Here is a 16,539-nt window from a genome sequence, read left to right as displayed (position 1 = left end):
GACCGTCGAACTCGGATCACCTCACGTGTCGGGTTCTCCGGATCTGCTCCGACTACCAGGTGAAGGCGCCACGCGCGGGGTGCCGACCCACTGTGGTGAGCGAGGAAGGATTTACCATGAGTGACACGACTCCGGACGCGGCCCCGTTGGCCGGGCGCCGGGAATGGCTGGGGCTGGCCGCACTGGCGTTGCCCACGCTGCTTGTCTCCTTCGACATCGGCGGCCTGTTCCTGGCACTGCCCCATCTGAGCGCCGACCTGCACGCGAGCGGCACCCAGCAGCTGTGGATCACGGACATCTACGGGTTCATGCTCGCCGGGTTCCTGATCACGATGGGCACGCTCGGCGACCGGATCGGGCGGCGCAAGCTCCTGATGATCGGCGCGGGCGGCTTCTTCGCCGCCTCGCTGCTCGCGGCGTTCTCGACCAGTCCGCTGATGCTGATCATCGCCCGGGCGCTGCTGGGCATCGCCGGCGCCACGCTGTCGCCGTCGACGCTGGCGCTGATCAGCAACATGTTCCGGAACCCCAAGCAGATGGGCACGGCGATCTCGCTGTGGGCCTTCTGTGCGTTCGGCGGGACCGCGCTCGGTCCGGTCGTCGGCGGCATCCTGCTCCAGCACTTCTGGTGGGGCTCGGTGTTCCTGCTCGGCACACCGGTCATGCTGCTGCTGCTGATCGTCGGGCCGATCCTGCTGCCCGAGTACCGCAGCCCCCAGGCCAATCGGCTGGACCTGGTCAGCGTGGTGCTGTCGCTGGCCTCGATCCTGCCGGTGGTCTACGGCATCCAGCAGCTGTCGGCCGGCGACGGAAGCTCGGCGGTGGGGCCGGCCATCGGCATCGTCGTCGGCGTGGTGTTCGGCATCGTGTTCACGCTCCGTCAGCTGCGGCTGCCCAACCCGCTGCTGGACCTGCGCCTGTTCCGCAACGTCCGGTTCAGCAGCTCGCTGCTGGCCATGCTCATCGGCTCCGGGACGCTCGCCGGAGCGGGCCTGCTGACCAGCCAGTTCATCCAGAGCGTGGTCGGGCTGGACCCGGCCAAGGCCGGGCTGTGGCAGGCCCCGACCGGCGCGGGCATCGCGATCGGGGCCATGGTCACCCCGGCGCTCATGAAGAAGGTCCAGTCCAGCACCGCGATTCTCGGCGGACTCGTGCTGTGCGTCGTCGGCCTGGCCCTGCTCAGTACTGTGACGCGCACCACCGACGTCAGCGTGGTGTCGCTGAGCGTGGGGCTGGTGGCCCTGGGCATCGGGCCGCTGTTCGTGCTCGGCACCGGCCTGGTCGTCGGGTCGGCGCCGCCGGAGAAGGCGGGCTCGGCGGCGTCGCTGTCGGAGACCGGCAACTACTTCGGAACGAACCTCGGACTGGCCGTGCTCGGCAGCGTCGGCGCCGCGTTCTACCAGTCCGGCATGGCGCACTCGACGGTCCCCGGGGTCCGCCAGACCCTGGCGGACGCGGTCGCCGCCGCGGCCAAGCTCCCGGCCGACCAGTCCCAGGCGCTGCTGGTCAAGGCCCGCGACTCCTTCACCGACGGGCTGCACATGGTGGCCGTGTGCGGCATCGTGACCATCGCGGTCGTGATCGTCCTGACCTGGTTCACGATGCGCCAGAAGCCGGACGCGCAGGCGGCGGCCGGCGCGGGTGAGGCAGCCGGCCAACCGGATCCGATCGCCGAGCCCGCCACCTTGACCGAATCCTGACAACGGTTCCGTCCGCCACCGGCATCGGGTGGCGGACGGACCGCCGCGCTCACTCGGCCCGTGGTCGCGGCCTCGCTGACCGCACCGCCGCGAACCACGCGCGCCGGCCGGCGCGACCGGGCCTGGACCACTTCCGCATGATCGGCGTCTCCACGAACCGGTAGAGCAGCCAGGCCAGGAAGACGCTGACGGCCAGACAGCCCAGCAGGAACAGCACCGCCACCGGCGTGCTCCACGATGTCGAGTCGTAGTCGCCGTACCCCATCCACTCCCCCTTGAACGCCGCCTGCGCGGACTTCAGCACGTTGAGATGGATCAGGAAGAACGCATACGAGATCTCGCCCAGCCAGACCACCGGACGGCGGGTCAGCACGGTCCTGCGACCGGCGATGTCGCTCGTGGCCGCGGCCGAGACCAGCAGCCCGAGCGGGAACGAGTAGGGCGCGGCGAACACCCAGAGCTGGGGCAGCCACAGGGACGACACGTACACCGCGAGCACGATGAGCGCGGCCGGACCCAGGCCGATCCGGACCCACCGTCCGCTGATCACGATGCGGGCGAAGAGGATGCCGACGACGAACTCCAGGCAGCGCACCAGCGGGAACTGGTAGGCGAACCACATCTGCGGCCAGGAGAACTCGGTGTACCCCGGGAACATCGGAGCGTTGGGCAGGAAGGTCTTCGACAGCAGCGGAACCGACAGGGACAACGCCGCCACGCCGACGGCCCAGTACCAGAGCTGGTCGGCCCGGATCCTGGCGATGCCCAGGATCAGGAACGGGAACAGCAGGTAGAAGACGATCTCCGCGGACAGCGACCACGTGACCCCGTTGACCGCGTAGAGCAGGTTGTTCATGTTCGGAACCCAGGAGTTCACCAGGAAGAGGTTGGCGGCCGCCGGCTCGACCATGATCCTGGTGCCCGACACGGCCAGCATGCCGACCATGACCAGCCAGATCACGGCGTGGTTCGGGAAGATCTTCAGGAACCGCCGACGCCAGAACTGCACCTTCGTGTCAGCCGGCTTCGCGACCCAGGTCAGGACGAACCCGCTGAGGACGAAGAAGAACGAGACACCGACCGCGCCGGCACTGTTGGTGACGAAGCCGTAGTCCTTCTGCACCCTTGTGTTACGAAACGCACCCAAATAGTTCGAATGATAGATGAAGACCATGAAGGCGGCGTCGAATCGTAGCGCGGTCAGGGAGGGGAGTCTGGCGGCACGGTTTGCCGTTGCCTCTGTCATGTGTGCCCGCTTCGTCAAATGGGGGCCGGGAGCGAGCCACAAGTCTGGGGGCGCTGGGTCAGGCAGGCATCTTCCAGAATGCGGGATCGGCACTTATCGACATTCGGCGTCTGGATCGGACAATGGCGAATATGCGCCGTTCCGATCACGTTCGGCGGTACCGGGTTGTGCGTGGCTCCGGGCGGCCTCCGGTCCCGGTGAACGAAGCAGCCGGTGCGCCTGCTTCCGCAGAGCACACCGGCTGCGTTCGCCCAAAACCGCTACCGCAACGGATTCGCCCCGCGCGGCCTGCTGGACAGCTCCTGATGCGTCCGCTCCAGCAACAGCAGCGGGTCCTGCGTCTCGACCTGGCCGAGGCCGGGAGGGCAGCGCTCCCAGCCGAGCAGGCGCTGCACCTCCTCCGGCAGGGTCTGCACGGTCTCCCGGGGCACGGCGAGGTACTGGTTCTCCTCCTGCCGCAGGTTGCCCAGGTCGAGCCCGACGGACAGGCTGTAGCGCGGGGTGTCCGTGGTGTTGGCGCCGCCGCCGTGGTAGACCGCGCCCGGCCAGAGCAGCGCGGAGCCGGTGGCCATGACGGCCGGGACGGTCTCGGCGTACGCCGGGGCCCGCTCGTCGTCCCAGCGGTGGCTGCCGGGGATGACCAGGGTCGCGCCGTTGGCGGCGGTGAACTCGGACATCGCCAGCATGAGCTGCAGCCGGCACGGCGGGCCCGGGTGGCGCCACAGGTGCATCGCGTCGTCGCGGTGCAGCGGCTGGCGGCCCTGGCCCGGATCGATCCGGATCGCCTGGGTGAAGCTGACCTGGATGCTCGGCGTCACCTCCATCCGGACCTTGCCGATCCACATGTGCGTGGGCTGCTGCAGCAGGCGCCGGGCCGCGCCGAGGAACTGCGGCTGCAGGACCACGTCGGTCATGGGGCCCGGCGAGCGGTGGAACAGGCTGGACAGCCGCTTGGTCTTCTGGCCGTCGTAGCCGCTCTCGCTGTAGCCGGCCGCTTCCAGGCCGGGGGCGAGGTCCGCCTGGAGGGCGGCGAGCGTCTCGGCGTCGACGAAGTCGTCGACGATGACCGCGCCGTCGCGTTCCAGGATCTCGACGACGTCGTCGAGCGGGACGGCGGGGGTGACGTGGGTCAGTTCGGGCATCAGAGCTCACCCCTCGACGCGGGCCAGGATGTCCCGGGTGAGGGTCTCCAGGTCCGGGTCCTCGAACAGGTCGCCGATGTCGAGCGTGACGCCCAGTTGCTCCTCGACCGCCGCGGCGATCCGCACGGCGGCGATGGACTGTCCGTTGAGCTCGAAGAACGTGGCGCCGGCCCGGTCGGAGCCCGGCCCCAGGACGTCGGTCCAGATCGCGGCGACCCGCTGGGCGATGTCCGCGGTGGCCGGCTGCTGCTGAGTGGTCATGTCGCTGCTCCTCAAATGAAGTCAGAGGTGCTCCGGTGTTGGGGGGAGTCCCGACGCCATCGATTTCGACTTTCGCAGCCCCGGCATATGCGACACATCTCCTGAACTGCCCTGCCACCGGGCACCGTCGAAGAACCCTGTGACGGCGGCCGCCGCACACCATGGGAGGGATCTGTACCGATCCGTCCTCACAGGAGGTAGACGTGGACGACGATTCGCTGTTCGTCATCGATCCGGCCGGCACCGACATCCACGGCGAGGCGGCCCGGCTCCGGGCCCGCGGGCCGGTCACCCGGGTGCTGCTCCCCGGCGGCCTGGAGGCCTGGTCGGTGACCGGCTACCACGCCGCCCGGCAGATCCTGGCCGACGAACGGTTCTCCAAGAACGCCCGGGAGCACTGGCCGGCCTACGTTCAGGGCGATCTGGCCCCGGACTTCCCCCTGATCGCCTGGGCCCGGATGGACAACATGTCCACCAACGAGGGCGAGCAGCACAACCGCCAGCGCAAACTGGTCGCCGGCGCCTTCAGCCCGCAGCGGATCGCCGCGCTGCGGCCGCGGGTCGAGCGGATCGTGGCGCACGCCCTGGACGAGCTGGCCGAGTACGCGGCGAAGCAGCCGGGCGAGCCGGTCGACCTCAAGGCGCAGTACGCGCACCAGGTGGCGACGCGGGTCATCGGCGAACTGCTCGGCGTGCCCGAGGGCGACCCGGACGGCATCCTGGGCCTCGCGGGGTACGTCGAGCCGGACCCGCAGAAGGCGCGGGCGGATTTCCTGGCGATGCAGGGCAAAATCTCCGCACTGGTCGTGGAGAAGCGGCGGGAGCCCGGGGAGGATCTGATCAGTGATCTGATCGCGGCTTCGGCGCCGAGCGGCGGATGCCCGGTGGCCGGAGTCCATGCGGGCTCTGATACCGGCTCCGATACCGGCTCCGATGCGGCGCCTGACGCCGACGCCGAGCTGGTCGGCCTGGCGCAGCTGATGTTCAACACCGGCGCCGAACCGGCCCGGAACCTCATCGTCAACGCCGTCCTGGCGCTGCTCGTCCAGCCCGGCCAGCGCGCCCTGGCGGCGAGCGGCGAGGTGGACTGGGAGGACGTGGTGGAGGAGACGCTGCGCGCCGACGCGCCGGTCGCGAACCTGCCGTTCCGGTTCGCGACGGAGGACGTCGAGGTGGCCGGCGTGACCATCTCCCGGGGCGACCCGGTGGTGGTCGGCTACGCCGCGACCGGCCGCGACCCGGAGCTGCACGGGGCCGATGCCGGGGAGTTCGACGCCCTGCGCGCGGACAAGCGGCACGTGGCGTTCGGCCACGGCGTGCACCGCTGCGTCGGCCCGGCGCTGACCCGGATGGAGGTGCGCATCGCCGTGGAGGCGCTGTTCGCGCGCTTCCCCGACCTGCGCCTGGCGGTGGAGCCGGACGAGCTGGCCGGGCAGGGCACGTTCATCATGAACGGCCGCCGCACGCTGCCGATCCATCTCTGAGTACGGCCAGTGAGCCGACTTCGAGATTCGCCGACACCACGTGAATCGAGTTCTGCACCAACGCGCAGGTCGGGCGAGGGCGCACCGCCATCATCGCGCGGGCGAATCTCGAAGTCGGCTCACTAATCACGACCAGGCACGAACGGACGCGGCTGAACACGACTAAGCCGGCGGCGGGGCGTTCTCGCCCCGCCGCCGGTCTGTTTCAGCTCAAGGGCGCGCGCCGGCCAGCTTCAGCTGCGCGTACCCGCGGTTGGCGACGGTGGTGAGCAGCACGGCGGAGCTGGCGTGCGTGCGGCCGGTGGACAGGTCGCGCCAGACCCGTTCCAGGCGTGTGCCCTCCCGGACGGCCGGGCTGCCGGCGGTCGGCTGGAGGATCTCGTCGACGGCCCGCCAGGCCAGTTCGGTGCCCTCCCGGCAGGTGATCGCGATCCGCAGGTCCTCCTCGGCGGTGAACGCCCCGACCGGTTCCCCGGCCAGTTCGTGCCAGCGCCGCGAGGCCGCGAGCACCAGGGTCTCGGCGGCGTCGATCATGCCGGCGGCCTTGCCGTACCAGAGTTGGAAGTCGGGGTCCTCCGCTCTGGGTCCGAACGGCGGCAGGATCGTGGTGCGGGAGAACATCAGCTCCGTGTACGCCTCCAGCGCGCCCTGGCACATGCCGACCGCGATGTGTGCGCCTTCCAGGGCCATCGAGCTCGCCGGCGCGCCGCCGTACTGCGGGTGCTCGTGCAGGTCGCGGCCCGGGGTGCCCTCGGTGACCGAGATCTCCTCGAAGTTGACCTCGATGCCGAAGTGCTCGGGGATGTGTCCGCCGGCGATCCGGATGCTGTGCGATCCGCTGCCCTTGAGGCCGAGCTGCCCGCCCCAGTCGTCGAGCATTTCCCACTGGTCGCGGGGGGCGATGAACAGCAGTCGGCGCGGCGGGGCCGTGGGGTCGGCACCGTCGGCGTCGTCCCCGACGATCATCGTGTTGCCGATCAGGTGCGTCGCGTACGGCGCACCTGAGCAGTACCGCCAGACGCCGTCCAGGATCCAGCCGCCGTCCTCGGCGCGCCGGGCGGTGCCGTAGGGCGCGTTGACGAGCGGCGCGATGAAGTCCCCGCCGCTGAAGATCTCGGCCTGTGCCTTCTCGCCGAACATGCTGCCGGCGAACAGCGAGTGCGCCGCTCCGAGGCAGTACATCCAGCCGGTGGAGGCGCAGGCGCGGGTCAGGGTCATGGCGATCTGCAGGAAGGTGTCGAAGCTGAACTCGTAGCCGCCGTACCGCTTGGGCACCGTGACGCGGTAGAAGCCCGCGTCGCGGAACGCCTGGTGGGTGTCCTCGGCGTAGTAGGTCCGCTGTTCGGTCTCGGCCTGGCGCGCGACCAGCGCGGGCACCATCGCCTTGGCCCGCTCGATCAGCATGGCCGGGGTGACGTCCGGCTCGGCCGGCGCGGCCGTGCCGCGCACGGCGTTCACTGTGTTCTCAGTGGTCGTCATCGCGCCGTCCCCCGGATCTCCGAGTCCGGGTCGGCCACCATCTCGCCGATCACCCCAAGGAACCCGGCCACCTGCTCCTCGACCTCGGCCCGCTCGAACAGGTGGCGGCTGAAGCTGAGGCCGCCGACCACTTCGGTCTCGCTGAGGTGCATCGACCAGATCATGCCGTCGGGGGTGTCGGAGCCGAGCGGCTGCGGGATGACGCGCCGCCAGATCGCGGTGTACTCCAGGTCGCCGATCTGGTTGCCCTGCATCAGATACGGCGGCTGGACGGCCTGGAACAGGGTCGGCACCGCGTCGGGGCCGGCCGAGGACATCAGCTCGGGCGCCTCGGCGAGCACGTGCAGCAGCGGCAGCTCGTGCGAGAACGCGCCGACGCAGGCGGTCCTGGTGCGGGCGATGACGTCGCGGAAGGTGCGGCAGCCGGCCAGGTCCACGCGCAGCGGGACGAAGTTGAAGAACGACCCGACCGTGGACTGGAAGCGGGGCTCGCGGCCCGGCCCGAACGTGGGCACCACGATGTCAGTCGCGTCGGTGCGGCGGTTGACGAAGACGGTGAACGCGGCCAGCAGCACCATGAACGTCGAGCTGCGCGTCGCCTTGGCGAGCTTGGACACCTCGGTGCTCAGCTGCGCTTCGGTGGTGAAGCGGTGGTAGCTCGTCGCAGGGGTCTGACCCGTGGGGTGCACCGGTGCGACCATGATCTTGGCGCCGCTCAGTGCTTCCCGCCAGTAGGCGCGCGAGGCGGCGACCTTCGCCCCGGCCGCGTCCTGCTGCTGCGCGGCGACGTAATCGCGGTACTGAGTCGCTTCGGGCAGCTGCGGTTCCTTCCCGGCGGCGCGCGCCGTGTAGCTCTCCGCCAGGTCCTGGAGGATCACCTGGATCGACCAGACGTCGGCGGCGCTGTGGTGCGCGCACAGGACCAGGACGGAGTCCTGGTCGTCGAAGCGGCCGAGAACGGCGCGGATCAACGGGATCCGGTCGGCCGGGAACAGCCGGGTCTCGGCCTCGATCATCAGTTCCTCGGAGAGCCGGTCCCGGTCGGCGCCTGGCGTGCCGTCCAGGTCGACCACCAGCAGTTCGGGCTGGACGGCGGGCAGCACGTGCTGCCCGCCGTTCTCCAGGTCGATCAGGGTGCGCAGCGCCTCGTGCCGCTCGACCACGTCGGCCAGCGCCTGGCGCATGGCGCGCTCGTCGACGTCGCCGCGGACCCGCCAGGCGAAGACCTCCGTGTAGTGCGGCCCGAACGGCCCGGATTCGAAGCCCTGGGCGAAGATGCACAGGAACTGCTGTTGCAGTGAGAGCGCCGCGGTTGTCGGCTGGGTGTCCGACGTCGTCGTCATGTGAGATCTCTCCTCGGTGAAGGCTGACGCTGGCGTTGTGGAGGAAATCGATCAGAGTGATGCGGCTCGAGTCCGTCACGGATGCGATCGGCCAGACGTGGAAGATCCCGGGGCAAGGTGTGAACGGATGATCAGTGCACTGTTATGTGGCCGCGTCTCGATTCTCATCAGCGCCGGCCGGGTCGCGCATCTTCGTGATTGCCGCCGCGCGTCCTTCGAGGTAGCGGCGTTCGGGCAGGCTGGTGGTGCGGTGGGCGGCGAGCAGGTAGCTCTCGCGCGCCGGGCCCGGTTCGCCGGCCATCTCCAGCAGGTGTGCGCGGACCGCTTCGAGGCGGTGGTGGTCGGCCAGCCGTCCGTCGGAGTCCAGGGTGCGCAGCTGCGCCAGGCCGGCCTGCGGGCCGTGCGCCATCGCGATGGCGACCGCGTGGTTGAGGGCCACGATCGGGTTGTCCGACACCCGTGACAGCAGCTCGTAGAGCGCGAGGATCTGGGGCCAGTCCGTCTCCTCCATGCGCGGCGCCTCGGTGTGCACGGCGGCGATCGCGGCCTGGAGCTGGTACGGCCCGAGGGGGCCGCGGGCCAGCGTGCTGGTGATGAGTTCGACCCCTTCCTTCAGCGACACCGGGTCCCACAGGCCGCGGTCCTGTTCGGCGAACGGGATCAGGGCGCCGTCGGGCGCGGTGCGGGCCGGGCGGCGCGCGTCGGTCAGGAGCATGAGGGCGAGCAGCCCGGCCACCTCGTTGTCGTCGGGCAGCAGGCGGTGGACGGCGCGGGTCAGCCGGATCGCCTCGTGCGCGAGTTCGGCGCGCTGGAGGTCGGGTCCGGAGCTGGCCGTGTAGCCCTCGTTGAAGATCAGGTAGAGGACCTGGAGGACGACCCGCAGGCGGTCGTCGCGTTTGTCCGGCGGCGGCATCCGGAAGGGGATGTCCGTGGCCTTGATGCGCTGCTTGGCGCGCAGGATCCGCCGCGACATGGTGGCCTCGGGGACCAGGAACGCCGCCGCGATCTGGGCGGTGCTCAGTCCGCCGACGGCCCGCAGGGTCAGCGCGATCTGCGAGGACGGCGACAGCGCCGGGTGGCAGCACAGGAACAGCAGCAGGAGGGTGTCGTCGCGGTCGGGGGCGTGGTCGAGGTCGTCCGGGCCCGACACCACCGGCTCCAGCGGGGTCTCCAGCGCCGCCACCGCGGCCTCGCGGCGCCGTCGGGCGCTCTCGCTGCGGACCTGGTCGGCCAGCCGGCGGGAGGCGACGGTCGTCAGCCAGCCGGCCGGGCGCTCCGGGACGCCGTCGGCCGGCCACTGCACGGCCGCGTCGAGCAGGGCCTCCTGGACCGCGTCCTCGCAGGCCTCGAACTGCCCGTAGCGGCGCACGAGAGCACCGAGCACCTGCGGCGCCAGGCTGCGCAGCAGGTCCTCGACGTCGGTGCGGATGGTCACATCTCCATGCCGCCGGGATGCATCACCGCGCGGACTTCCATGGCCCCGTGCCGGGCGTCCGGCCAGCGCGAGGCGATCTCGACCGCGCGCTCGAGGCTGTCGGACTCGATCGTCAGGTAGCCGGCCAGCATCTCCTTGGCTCCGACGTAGGGCCCGTCGGTGGTCTCCGGCACGCCGTCGACCACCCGCACGGTCTTGGTGGTCGACGGGTGCGCCAGCGCCTCGGCGCCGACCATCTCGCCGGACGCCGCGAGCTCCGCCAGGATGCTGTCGACGCTGCTCATGACGGCCTCGCGCTCCTCCTCGGGCATGGCCTCGATGTTGTCCGGGTTGTTGTAGATCAGCAGCATGTACTTCACGGTGCTTTTTCCCTCGCCTGCGGGCGCCCGGTCGGGCGCGGCTCTGGAGGTAGTCGGAGCAGACTCGCGGCATCGGACATCGGGGCGGACATCGGGGCGGATTCCGGGGCCGACTTCGGATACCCGCGGCGAGGCGGATCAGTTCCAGGGCTTCTGCACGGTGATGACCGCGTAGCCGATCTCGCCGGTGTCCCCCGGCGCGAAGAAGGCCTCCAGCGTCTGGCGGAGTTGGTCGACGGCGCCGTCGCCGAACTGGGCGGCCAGCTCGGCGCGCCGCGTCTCGACGGCGTGCACGTACTTGGGGCCCATACCGAACACCCGCGGCCCGCACTGCAGGTACTCCAGGAGCTCGAATCCGGCCTCCCGCAACGGATCCAGCCACTCGGCCACCGACAGCAGCCACTTCGAGCCGAAGTTCGCGGCGAACTGGCTGGCGGCCACGACGCCGAGCCCCGCGCGGGTCGGCTCGGTCAGCGACAGCCGGCCGCCGGGGCGCAGCACCCGGAGCAGGCCGCGGAGCGTGGGGACGAGGTCGCTGACGTAGACCAGGGCCTCCATCGCGACGACCGCGTCGAAGCTGCCGTCCGGGAAGTCCAGCGAGCGGTAGTCGCCGGCCTGGAAGGTCACCTGGTCGCCGAGTCCGGCCGCGCGGGCCCGGGCGTGCGCCTCGGCGACCTGGCGGGTGCTGATGTTGACGCCGGTGACCTCGACGTCGTACTCGGTGGCGAGCTGGATCGCCGGGGCGCCGAGGCCGCAGCCGACGTCGAGGACGCGCTCGCCCTTGCGCAGGTGCAGCGAGTCGGCCACTTTGCGGGTCAGGCGCTGCGTGGCCTCGACGAGCGGGGCCTGGTCCTCGTCGTCGTACCAGTAGGCCAGGTGCACCTGGCCGTCGTTGAAGGCGTTCGACATGTCGGACGACTCGTCGAACATCTCGGCGATCCCGTCGGCCTCGGGCCGGTCGCCAGTGGTTGCCGCGCTCTCCATGGCTTCTCCTCTCGGGATGGACCGGATACACCGGGTCCTCGGTCGGGTCTTGGTCGGGTCTTGGTCGGGTCCTCGGTCCATGGTCGCGGCGGCGATCAGGGCCCTCATCTCCGTACTTGCGCAGGTCGCGGCGCCTGTCGGCTCGCAATCCAGGAGATGCCCGGCGGGGGGCCGGGACCACATCGTGAAGCTGACACGCCATCCGGCACCCGATCCCCAGGAGGTGGGCGAGATGCCCCAGGAAGCAACCCCGCCGGCGGCCGACGGCGCCCCGACCCGCGCCGTCGTACTGGGCGGCAGCATCGCGGGGCTGTTCGCGGCCCGCGTGCTCGCCGAGGCCTACGACGAGGTCCTGGTCGTCGACCGGGACGCGGTCACCGGCGTCGACGGCCCGCGCCGCGGACGCCCCCAGGGCAAGCACATCAACGCCATGCACGTGCGCGGCCGGGTGGTGATGGAGGAGCTCTATCCCGGCATCACCGACCAGCTCATCGCCGACGGCACCCCGTTCGGCGACTTCTCCGGCTCGGTCCGCTGGTACTTCCGCGGGCGCCCGGTCAAGCGCGCCGACATCGGCTACATCGCGGTCCCGGCCTCGGCGCCGCTGATGGAGCGCCGGATCCGGGAGCGCACTGCGGAGCTGGCGAACATCCGCTTCGTCGAACGCTGCGACATCCTGGGCCTGACCGCGACCGCCGACCACGCGCAGGTGACCGGCGTCAAGGTCCAGAAGAGCGGCGAGCCCGGCGAGACGATCGCGGCCGACCTGGTGGTCGACGCCACCGGGCGCGGCTCGCGCACCCCGGTGTGGCTGGAGGAGATGGGCTACCCGCGGGTCGAGGAGGAGCGGACCAACATCGGGCTGGGCTACGTCACCCAGAACTACAAGATGAAGGCCGACCCCTACAACGGCGACCTCGCCATCATCGCGGTCGCGTCCCCCGACGTCCCGCGCGGCTGCATCTTCACCAAGACCGAGGGCGACAAGACCCTGCTGACCGTCTACGGCATCCTCGGCGACCACCCGCCGACGGACCAGCAGGGGCTGTACGAGTTCGTCAAGGGCCTGCCGGTCCCGGACATCCACGAGGCGCTGAAGCACGCCGAACCGCTGGACGAGCCGGTCGCCTTCCGCTTCCCGACCACGCAGCGCCGCCACTACGAGCAGATGACCCGCTTCCCGGCCGGCCTGCTGGTGATCGGCGACGCGGTGTCGTGCTTCAACCCGGTGTACGCGCAGGGCATGACGGTCGCGGCGCTGTCCGCCCTGACACTGCGCCGTCACCTGCACTCCGGCGCCACACCGGACGCCGCACAGTACTTCCGCGACCTGGCGCACGACGTCATCGACCCGCCGTGGGAGATGACGCGCACCGTCGACCTGGGCTTCGAAGGCGTCGAGGGCAAGCGCGACCTCAAGGTCCGCATGGGCCAGCGCTACCTGGCGATGGTCCAGGTCGCGGCCACCCGCGACAGCTCGGTGACCCGCGGCTACATGCGCGCCGCCGGGATGCTCGACCGTCCGGAGCAGCTGATGCGCCCCGCGATGGTGGCGCGGGTGCTGCTGAACGCGCTGCGCGGGCCGGCGGGTCCGGCGGCGGTGCCGCCGGCGGTCGCGGAGGGTGCGGAAGCGGGGGCCGGGGCGGCGAAGGCTCCGGTGGGCTGAGTCCTGAGGCCTGAGAGCTGGCGGCCGGTGCCGGTGGGTGGCGCCGGCCGCCGGGTTGACTGCGGGGGCTGACCGCCCTGCGGAGGCGACGAAGACTTCGGTGACGCGGTCGCGGTGGGGGATGCTGGCAGCCGGTACCGGTAGACGGTGCCGGCTGCTGGCGCTGCCGAGGCGGCGAACGCCTCGCTGCGGTAGGCGATGCGGGTGGCTGGTCGCGTTGAGTCTTCCGGTTGCCGGATCCGCCAAGACCAGCGCAGGAACCTGGCGGCCGGCACCGATCTGGTGCCGGCCGCGCACTGGTGAAAGGCGCATGCCAAAGGGGCGCGGCAGCCCTCACTACCGCGCCCCAGCGCGTCCCGACCTGGACGCGCGGCGGCGGCACCGGCTTCCATCGCGGTGCCGCCGGTTCTCGGGATGGCCTATCGTGCGGCGGTCCGCGCGTTGTACGCGTCCAGGCGCTGCTGCGCCGTGGCTGTGGCCTGTGCGAAGCGGCGTGCCGGGTCGGCGCCTTGCTCCAGCACGTCCGTCATGGCCTGGACCAGGTCGGCGTGGGTGCTCGCGAGGTCGCCGAGCAGGGCGCCGGTGGCGGCCGGGGAGCCGTCGGAGGCGGCGAGTTGGGCTGGGGCCGTCAGGTGGTGCGGTTTCTGGGCGAACCAGCCCTCTGCTTCGAGCAGGCGGTGCGCGCCGTGGGTCGCGGGGATGAAGCCGCTCGACTTGTGCCACGCGGCGGCGGCTGCCGGGTTCAGCAGGTACTGCAGGAACGCCAGCGCGCCGTCCTCCACCTCCGGGGGCAGGCCGGCGGCCAGCCACAGGGAGTCGCCGCCGAGGACGTCGCCGGCGTACGGCACGGCGCCGTTGCGCGGCAGGTGCGCCGCGACGGCGTCGATCCCGGCCTGGGCCGCGGCCGACATCAGCGGTTCGGCCATCACCGAGGAGTTGTAGAGGAACGCGATGCGGCCCCCGATGAAGGCCTCGAACGTCCCCGCCCAGTCCTGTGCCACACCGGTGTGCAGGTACAGGCCGTCCTTGTTCAGCCGCTGCCACCACGTGGCCCACGTCAGCAGTTCCTCCGAGGCCAGGTCCACCTTCCGGGCCCGCCCCGACCGGCCGTTGTCCCGGTCCGCCAGCAGGCCGCCCTGCTGGCCCACGAAGTGCTGGAAGAACCAGCCGTCGACGGCCCACGCGACGCCGTGCGAAGGGCCGCCGTCCAGCCGCGTGACGGCCCGGCACGCCTCCTCCAACGCCTCCCAGTCCTGCGGCACCTCCGAGATCCCGGCCGCGCGCATCATCCCGGTGTTCGCGTACATCAGGCCGGTGGAGACGCTGAACGGCATCGACACCAGTTCGCCGTCGTAGCTGTAGTACCGGTGCGCGGCCTCGACGAAGTCGTCGAGGACCACCGGCTCGCCCAGGATCTCCCGACGCCCGGCGACCGCGCGCTGCACCGGGGTGAACAGCGGTCCGCCGGTCGCGGAGACCGCGTCGCGGGCCAGCTGGGTCTCGGTGAAGTAGACGTCGACGATGGCCGGGACCCGGCCGGAATCCAGGATCCGGACGAACTCGTCGCCCCCGGTGAACGTCCGGTACGCCGAAACGCGCACCTCGTAGCCGGGATGCGCCGCCTCGAACTCCGCGGCCCGCTGCCGTACCGGGTCCAGGAACCCGCCGCGAACCGGATGATCGGCGAGCAGTATCTCGACGACGGTCGGGTTTTCGCCGCCCACGCCTCAGCCCTCCCGCTTCGCGGTGATGAACACGAACGTCCCCGGCCCCGACTCCTCGACAACACTCAGCCCGGCGGCGGCCAGCCACGACCGGATCTCCTCGCGCTCGAACAGCAGATAGCCGTCGGGCGCGCCCGGGAAGATGTGCGAGTGCTGGAAGTACCGGTACACCGCGTCGTCGGCCCACCGGAACGTCATCAGCGTCAGCACGCCGCCGGGCCGCAGGCAGCGGCCGACCTCGGCGAGCGCCTGCGCCGCGTCCGGCACCGCCTGCAAGGCGTTCCAGAAGTTGGCGGCGGTCAGGCTGCCGTCGGCCAGCGGCAGCTCCAGTGCGCTGGCCCGCACGGCGGCCACCTGCGGCAACCGGCCGCGCAGCCAGTAGAGCATGGCGTCGTTGAGGTCCAGCGCGATGACCCGGTCGGCGCCGACGGCGTCGGTGACCACCCAGGTCCAGCGCCCGGCACCGGCCGCGAGGTCCAGGACCGGGCCGTCGGCGCGCGCCTCGGCCGCCGCGCGCAGCCGGTCGGCGATGTAGGCGTCCTCGATCGCCGGCGTGACGCCGCCGTCCCAGTTCTGGCCCATGATGCGCAGGAAGGCCGGACGCAGCCCGGACTCGTAGTGCTGTCCAACGGTACTCATCACGGCGGCGTTCTGGAGCACGTCGGCCTCGACGTCCTCGGCGTCGTCGCTGACCCCGGCGCCGGAGCGCTCGCGGCGGGACAGGTCGAGGATCCCGCCGACGGTGACCGGGTAGAACGTCGAACAGCTCTGGCAGCGCGCGCCCTTGGTCTGGAAGGTGAGCGCGCTCCCGCAGGAGGTGCAGCGCAGCGCCGCTTCGTGCCGGCCGAACGACGTCGCGTCGACGGCTCCCGGCGCCTCGTGCAGGGCAGCCCAGTAAGGACTCTGATCGGCGACCGGCGTGGGCACCACGCCGTTGGTCACCGACCACAGGGCCTTGGCGCCGGCGGTGGCCCACATCGTGCGGGTGTCGTCGTTCCAGGTCGTGACGACCTGCTCCGGCGTCAGGGTCCTGATCCAGGCCCGGTCGAACTCCCGCTCCTGCTCGTCGATGGCCCAGTCGAACGGCGAGGGCCAGGCCCGGCCCAGGTCCGGGTCGTCGGGGTCGAGCAGCGTCAGCCCGCGGTCCAGCCGGGTCCGGTCGTCGGGGTCCAGCGGGACGCCGTCGAAGGCGGGCCAGATGCGGGCCCGCTCGTGCGGGAAGTGCGAGAGCAGGTACAGCGACGCCAGCGTGAGCGGGGTGACGGCGGTGGTGCCGCGGACCTCGTCGAGGACGGCGTCCAGGCCCGCGCGCACGGCGGTGGCGACCGGGCCGTCGAGCGCCGGGTACTCGGCCTCGGCGAACAGCCCGAGGGCGATCGCCAGGTGGCCGCGGTGCGCGGCGTCGGCGCCGTCCCAGGCGGCCAGCAGGTCGGGGACGGCGTCCCGCGCCGAGGCGGGATCGGTCAGCACTCCGCCGGTCCAGAACGTGCCGACCAGGCGGCTGAACGCCCCGGCCAGCGCTTCGGAGTCGGCTTTCCGGAAGGCGGTCAGCGGTCCGGCGACAGTGGCCGGCTCGGCATGCGGAGCCATGGCGAATCCTTTCTTCGACAGGTCTGCCACCACGATCACGCGCTCGGCGCGGCGGGACATCTTCGGGGGTGCCGAACCGGTACGCGCCGCTTCGCACGCAGCAAGAAGGGCCCGCGCCGCGCCGTT

Annotated in this window: 13 protein-coding genes; 3 read left to right on the top strand and 10 right to left on the bottom strand. The window is 71.3% G+C overall.

Features of this window, described 5'->3' with window-relative positions:
* Nucleotides 1-116: 116 nt before the first annotated feature.
* On the top strand, nt 117-1,700 hold the full coding sequence (locus ABH920_RS32025; RefSeq protein WP_370352947.1) for an MFS transporter: 1,584 nt from the start codon (nt 117-119) through the stop codon (nt 1,698-1,700).
* A gap of 49 nt (nt 1,701-1,749) precedes the next feature.
* On the opposite strand, the gene ABH920_RS32020 is transcribed toward ABH920_RS32025, so the two are convergent.
* The 3 genes from ABH920_RS32020 to ABH920_RS32010 all read right to left on the bottom strand — a co-directional run bounded on the left by ABH920_RS32020 (nt 1,750) and on the right by ABH920_RS32010 (nt 4,349).
* Nucleotides 1,750-2,874, bottom strand: a complete 1,125-nt coding sequence (locus ABH920_RS32020) for an acyltransferase family protein (protein ID WP_370352946.1) — start codon at nt 2,872-2,874, stop codon at nt 1,750-1,752.
* A 332-nt stretch (nt 2,875-3,206) separates the two neighbouring features.
* Nucleotides 3,207-4,088, bottom strand: a complete 882-nt coding sequence (locus tag ABH920_RS32015) for a phytanoyl-CoA dioxygenase family protein (protein ID WP_370352945.1) — start codon at nt 4,086-4,088, stop codon at nt 3,207-3,209.
* 6 nt (nt 4,089-4,094) lie between these two features.
* The gene (locus ABH920_RS32010; RefSeq protein ID WP_370352944.1) at nt 4,095-4,349 is read right to left on the bottom strand and encodes a phosphopantetheine-binding protein; all 255 of its coding nucleotides are present in this window, start codon (nt 4,347-4,349) and stop codon (nt 4,095-4,097) included.
* 203 nt (nt 4,350-4,552) lie between these two features.
* On the opposite strand from ABH920_RS32010, the gene ABH920_RS32005 reads away from it, so the two are divergent.
* Complete coding sequence (locus tag ABH920_RS32005; protein WP_370352943.1) at nt 4,553-5,833, top strand: cytochrome P450; 1,281 nt, start codon at nt 4,553-4,555, stop codon at nt 5,831-5,833.
* A gap of 210 nt (nt 5,834-6,043) precedes the next feature.
* On the opposite strand, the gene ABH920_RS32000 is transcribed toward ABH920_RS32005, so the two are convergent.
* From ABH920_RS32000 to ABH920_RS31980, 5 genes are all read right to left on the bottom strand, one after another.
* Entirely contained in the window at nt 6,044-7,312 is a 1,269-nt protein-coding gene (locus ABH920_RS32000) for an acyl-CoA dehydrogenase family protein (RefSeq protein WP_370352942.1), read from the bottom strand.
* Nucleotides 7,309-8,655, bottom strand: coding sequence for a condensation domain-containing protein (locus tag ABH920_RS31995; protein WP_370352941.1), 1,347 nt, complete (start codon nt 8,653-8,655; stop codon nt 7,309-7,311). The genes ABH920_RS32000 and ABH920_RS31995 overlap by 4 nt, the downstream gene beginning before the upstream one ends.
* A 142-nt stretch (nt 8,656-8,797) precedes the next feature.
* Nucleotides 8,798-10,090, bottom strand: a complete 1,293-nt coding sequence (locus ABH920_RS31990; protein WP_370352940.1) for an RNA polymerase sigma factor — start codon at nt 10,088-10,090, stop codon at nt 8,798-8,800.
* The gene (locus ABH920_RS31985) at nt 10,087-10,449 is read right to left on the bottom strand and encodes a YciI family protein (RefSeq protein WP_370352939.1); all 363 of its coding nucleotides are present in this window, start codon (nt 10,447-10,449) and stop codon (nt 10,087-10,089) included. Before ABH920_RS31985 ends, ABH920_RS31990 begins: the two co-directional genes overlap by 4 nt.
* Nucleotides 10,450-10,587: 138 nt before the next feature.
* The gene (locus ABH920_RS31980; protein WP_370352938.1) at nt 10,588-11,433 is read right to left on the bottom strand and encodes a cyclopropane-fatty-acyl-phospholipid synthase family protein; all 846 of its coding nucleotides are present in this window, start codon (nt 11,431-11,433) and stop codon (nt 10,588-10,590) included.
* Between the two features lie 232 nt (nt 11,434-11,665).
* Between ABH920_RS31980 and ABH920_RS31975 the strand changes: the two genes are divergently transcribed.
* Entirely contained in the window at nt 11,666-13,099 is a 1,434-nt protein-coding gene (locus ABH920_RS31975) for an FAD-dependent oxidoreductase (protein ID WP_370352937.1), read from the top strand.
* 419 nt (nt 13,100-13,518) lie between these two features.
* On the opposite strand, the gene ABH920_RS31970 is transcribed toward ABH920_RS31975, so the two are convergent.
* Together ABH920_RS31970 and ABH920_RS31965 are read right to left on the bottom strand one after the other, a co-directional pair.
* Nucleotides 13,519-14,823: an extracellular solute-binding protein gene (locus ABH920_RS31970; protein WP_370352936.1), complete on the bottom strand. Its 1,305-nt coding sequence runs from the start codon at nt 14,821-14,823 to the stop codon at nt 13,519-13,521.
* A gap of 3 nt (nt 14,824-14,826) precedes the next feature.
* Complete coding sequence (locus ABH920_RS31965; protein ID WP_370353083.1) at nt 14,827-16,413, bottom strand: class I SAM-dependent methyltransferase; 1,587 nt, start codon at nt 16,411-16,413, stop codon at nt 14,827-14,829.
* Nucleotides 16,414-16,539: the final 126 nt, after the last annotated feature.

It is taken from the genome of Catenulispora sp. EB89 (assembly GCF_041261445.1).
Classification (GTDB): domain Bacteria; phylum Actinomycetota; class Actinomycetes; order Streptomycetales; family Catenulisporaceae; genus Catenulispora.
The sequence above is the reverse complement of the archived record's forward strand: the minus strand, read 5'-3'. Positions and strand labels throughout refer to the sequence as shown.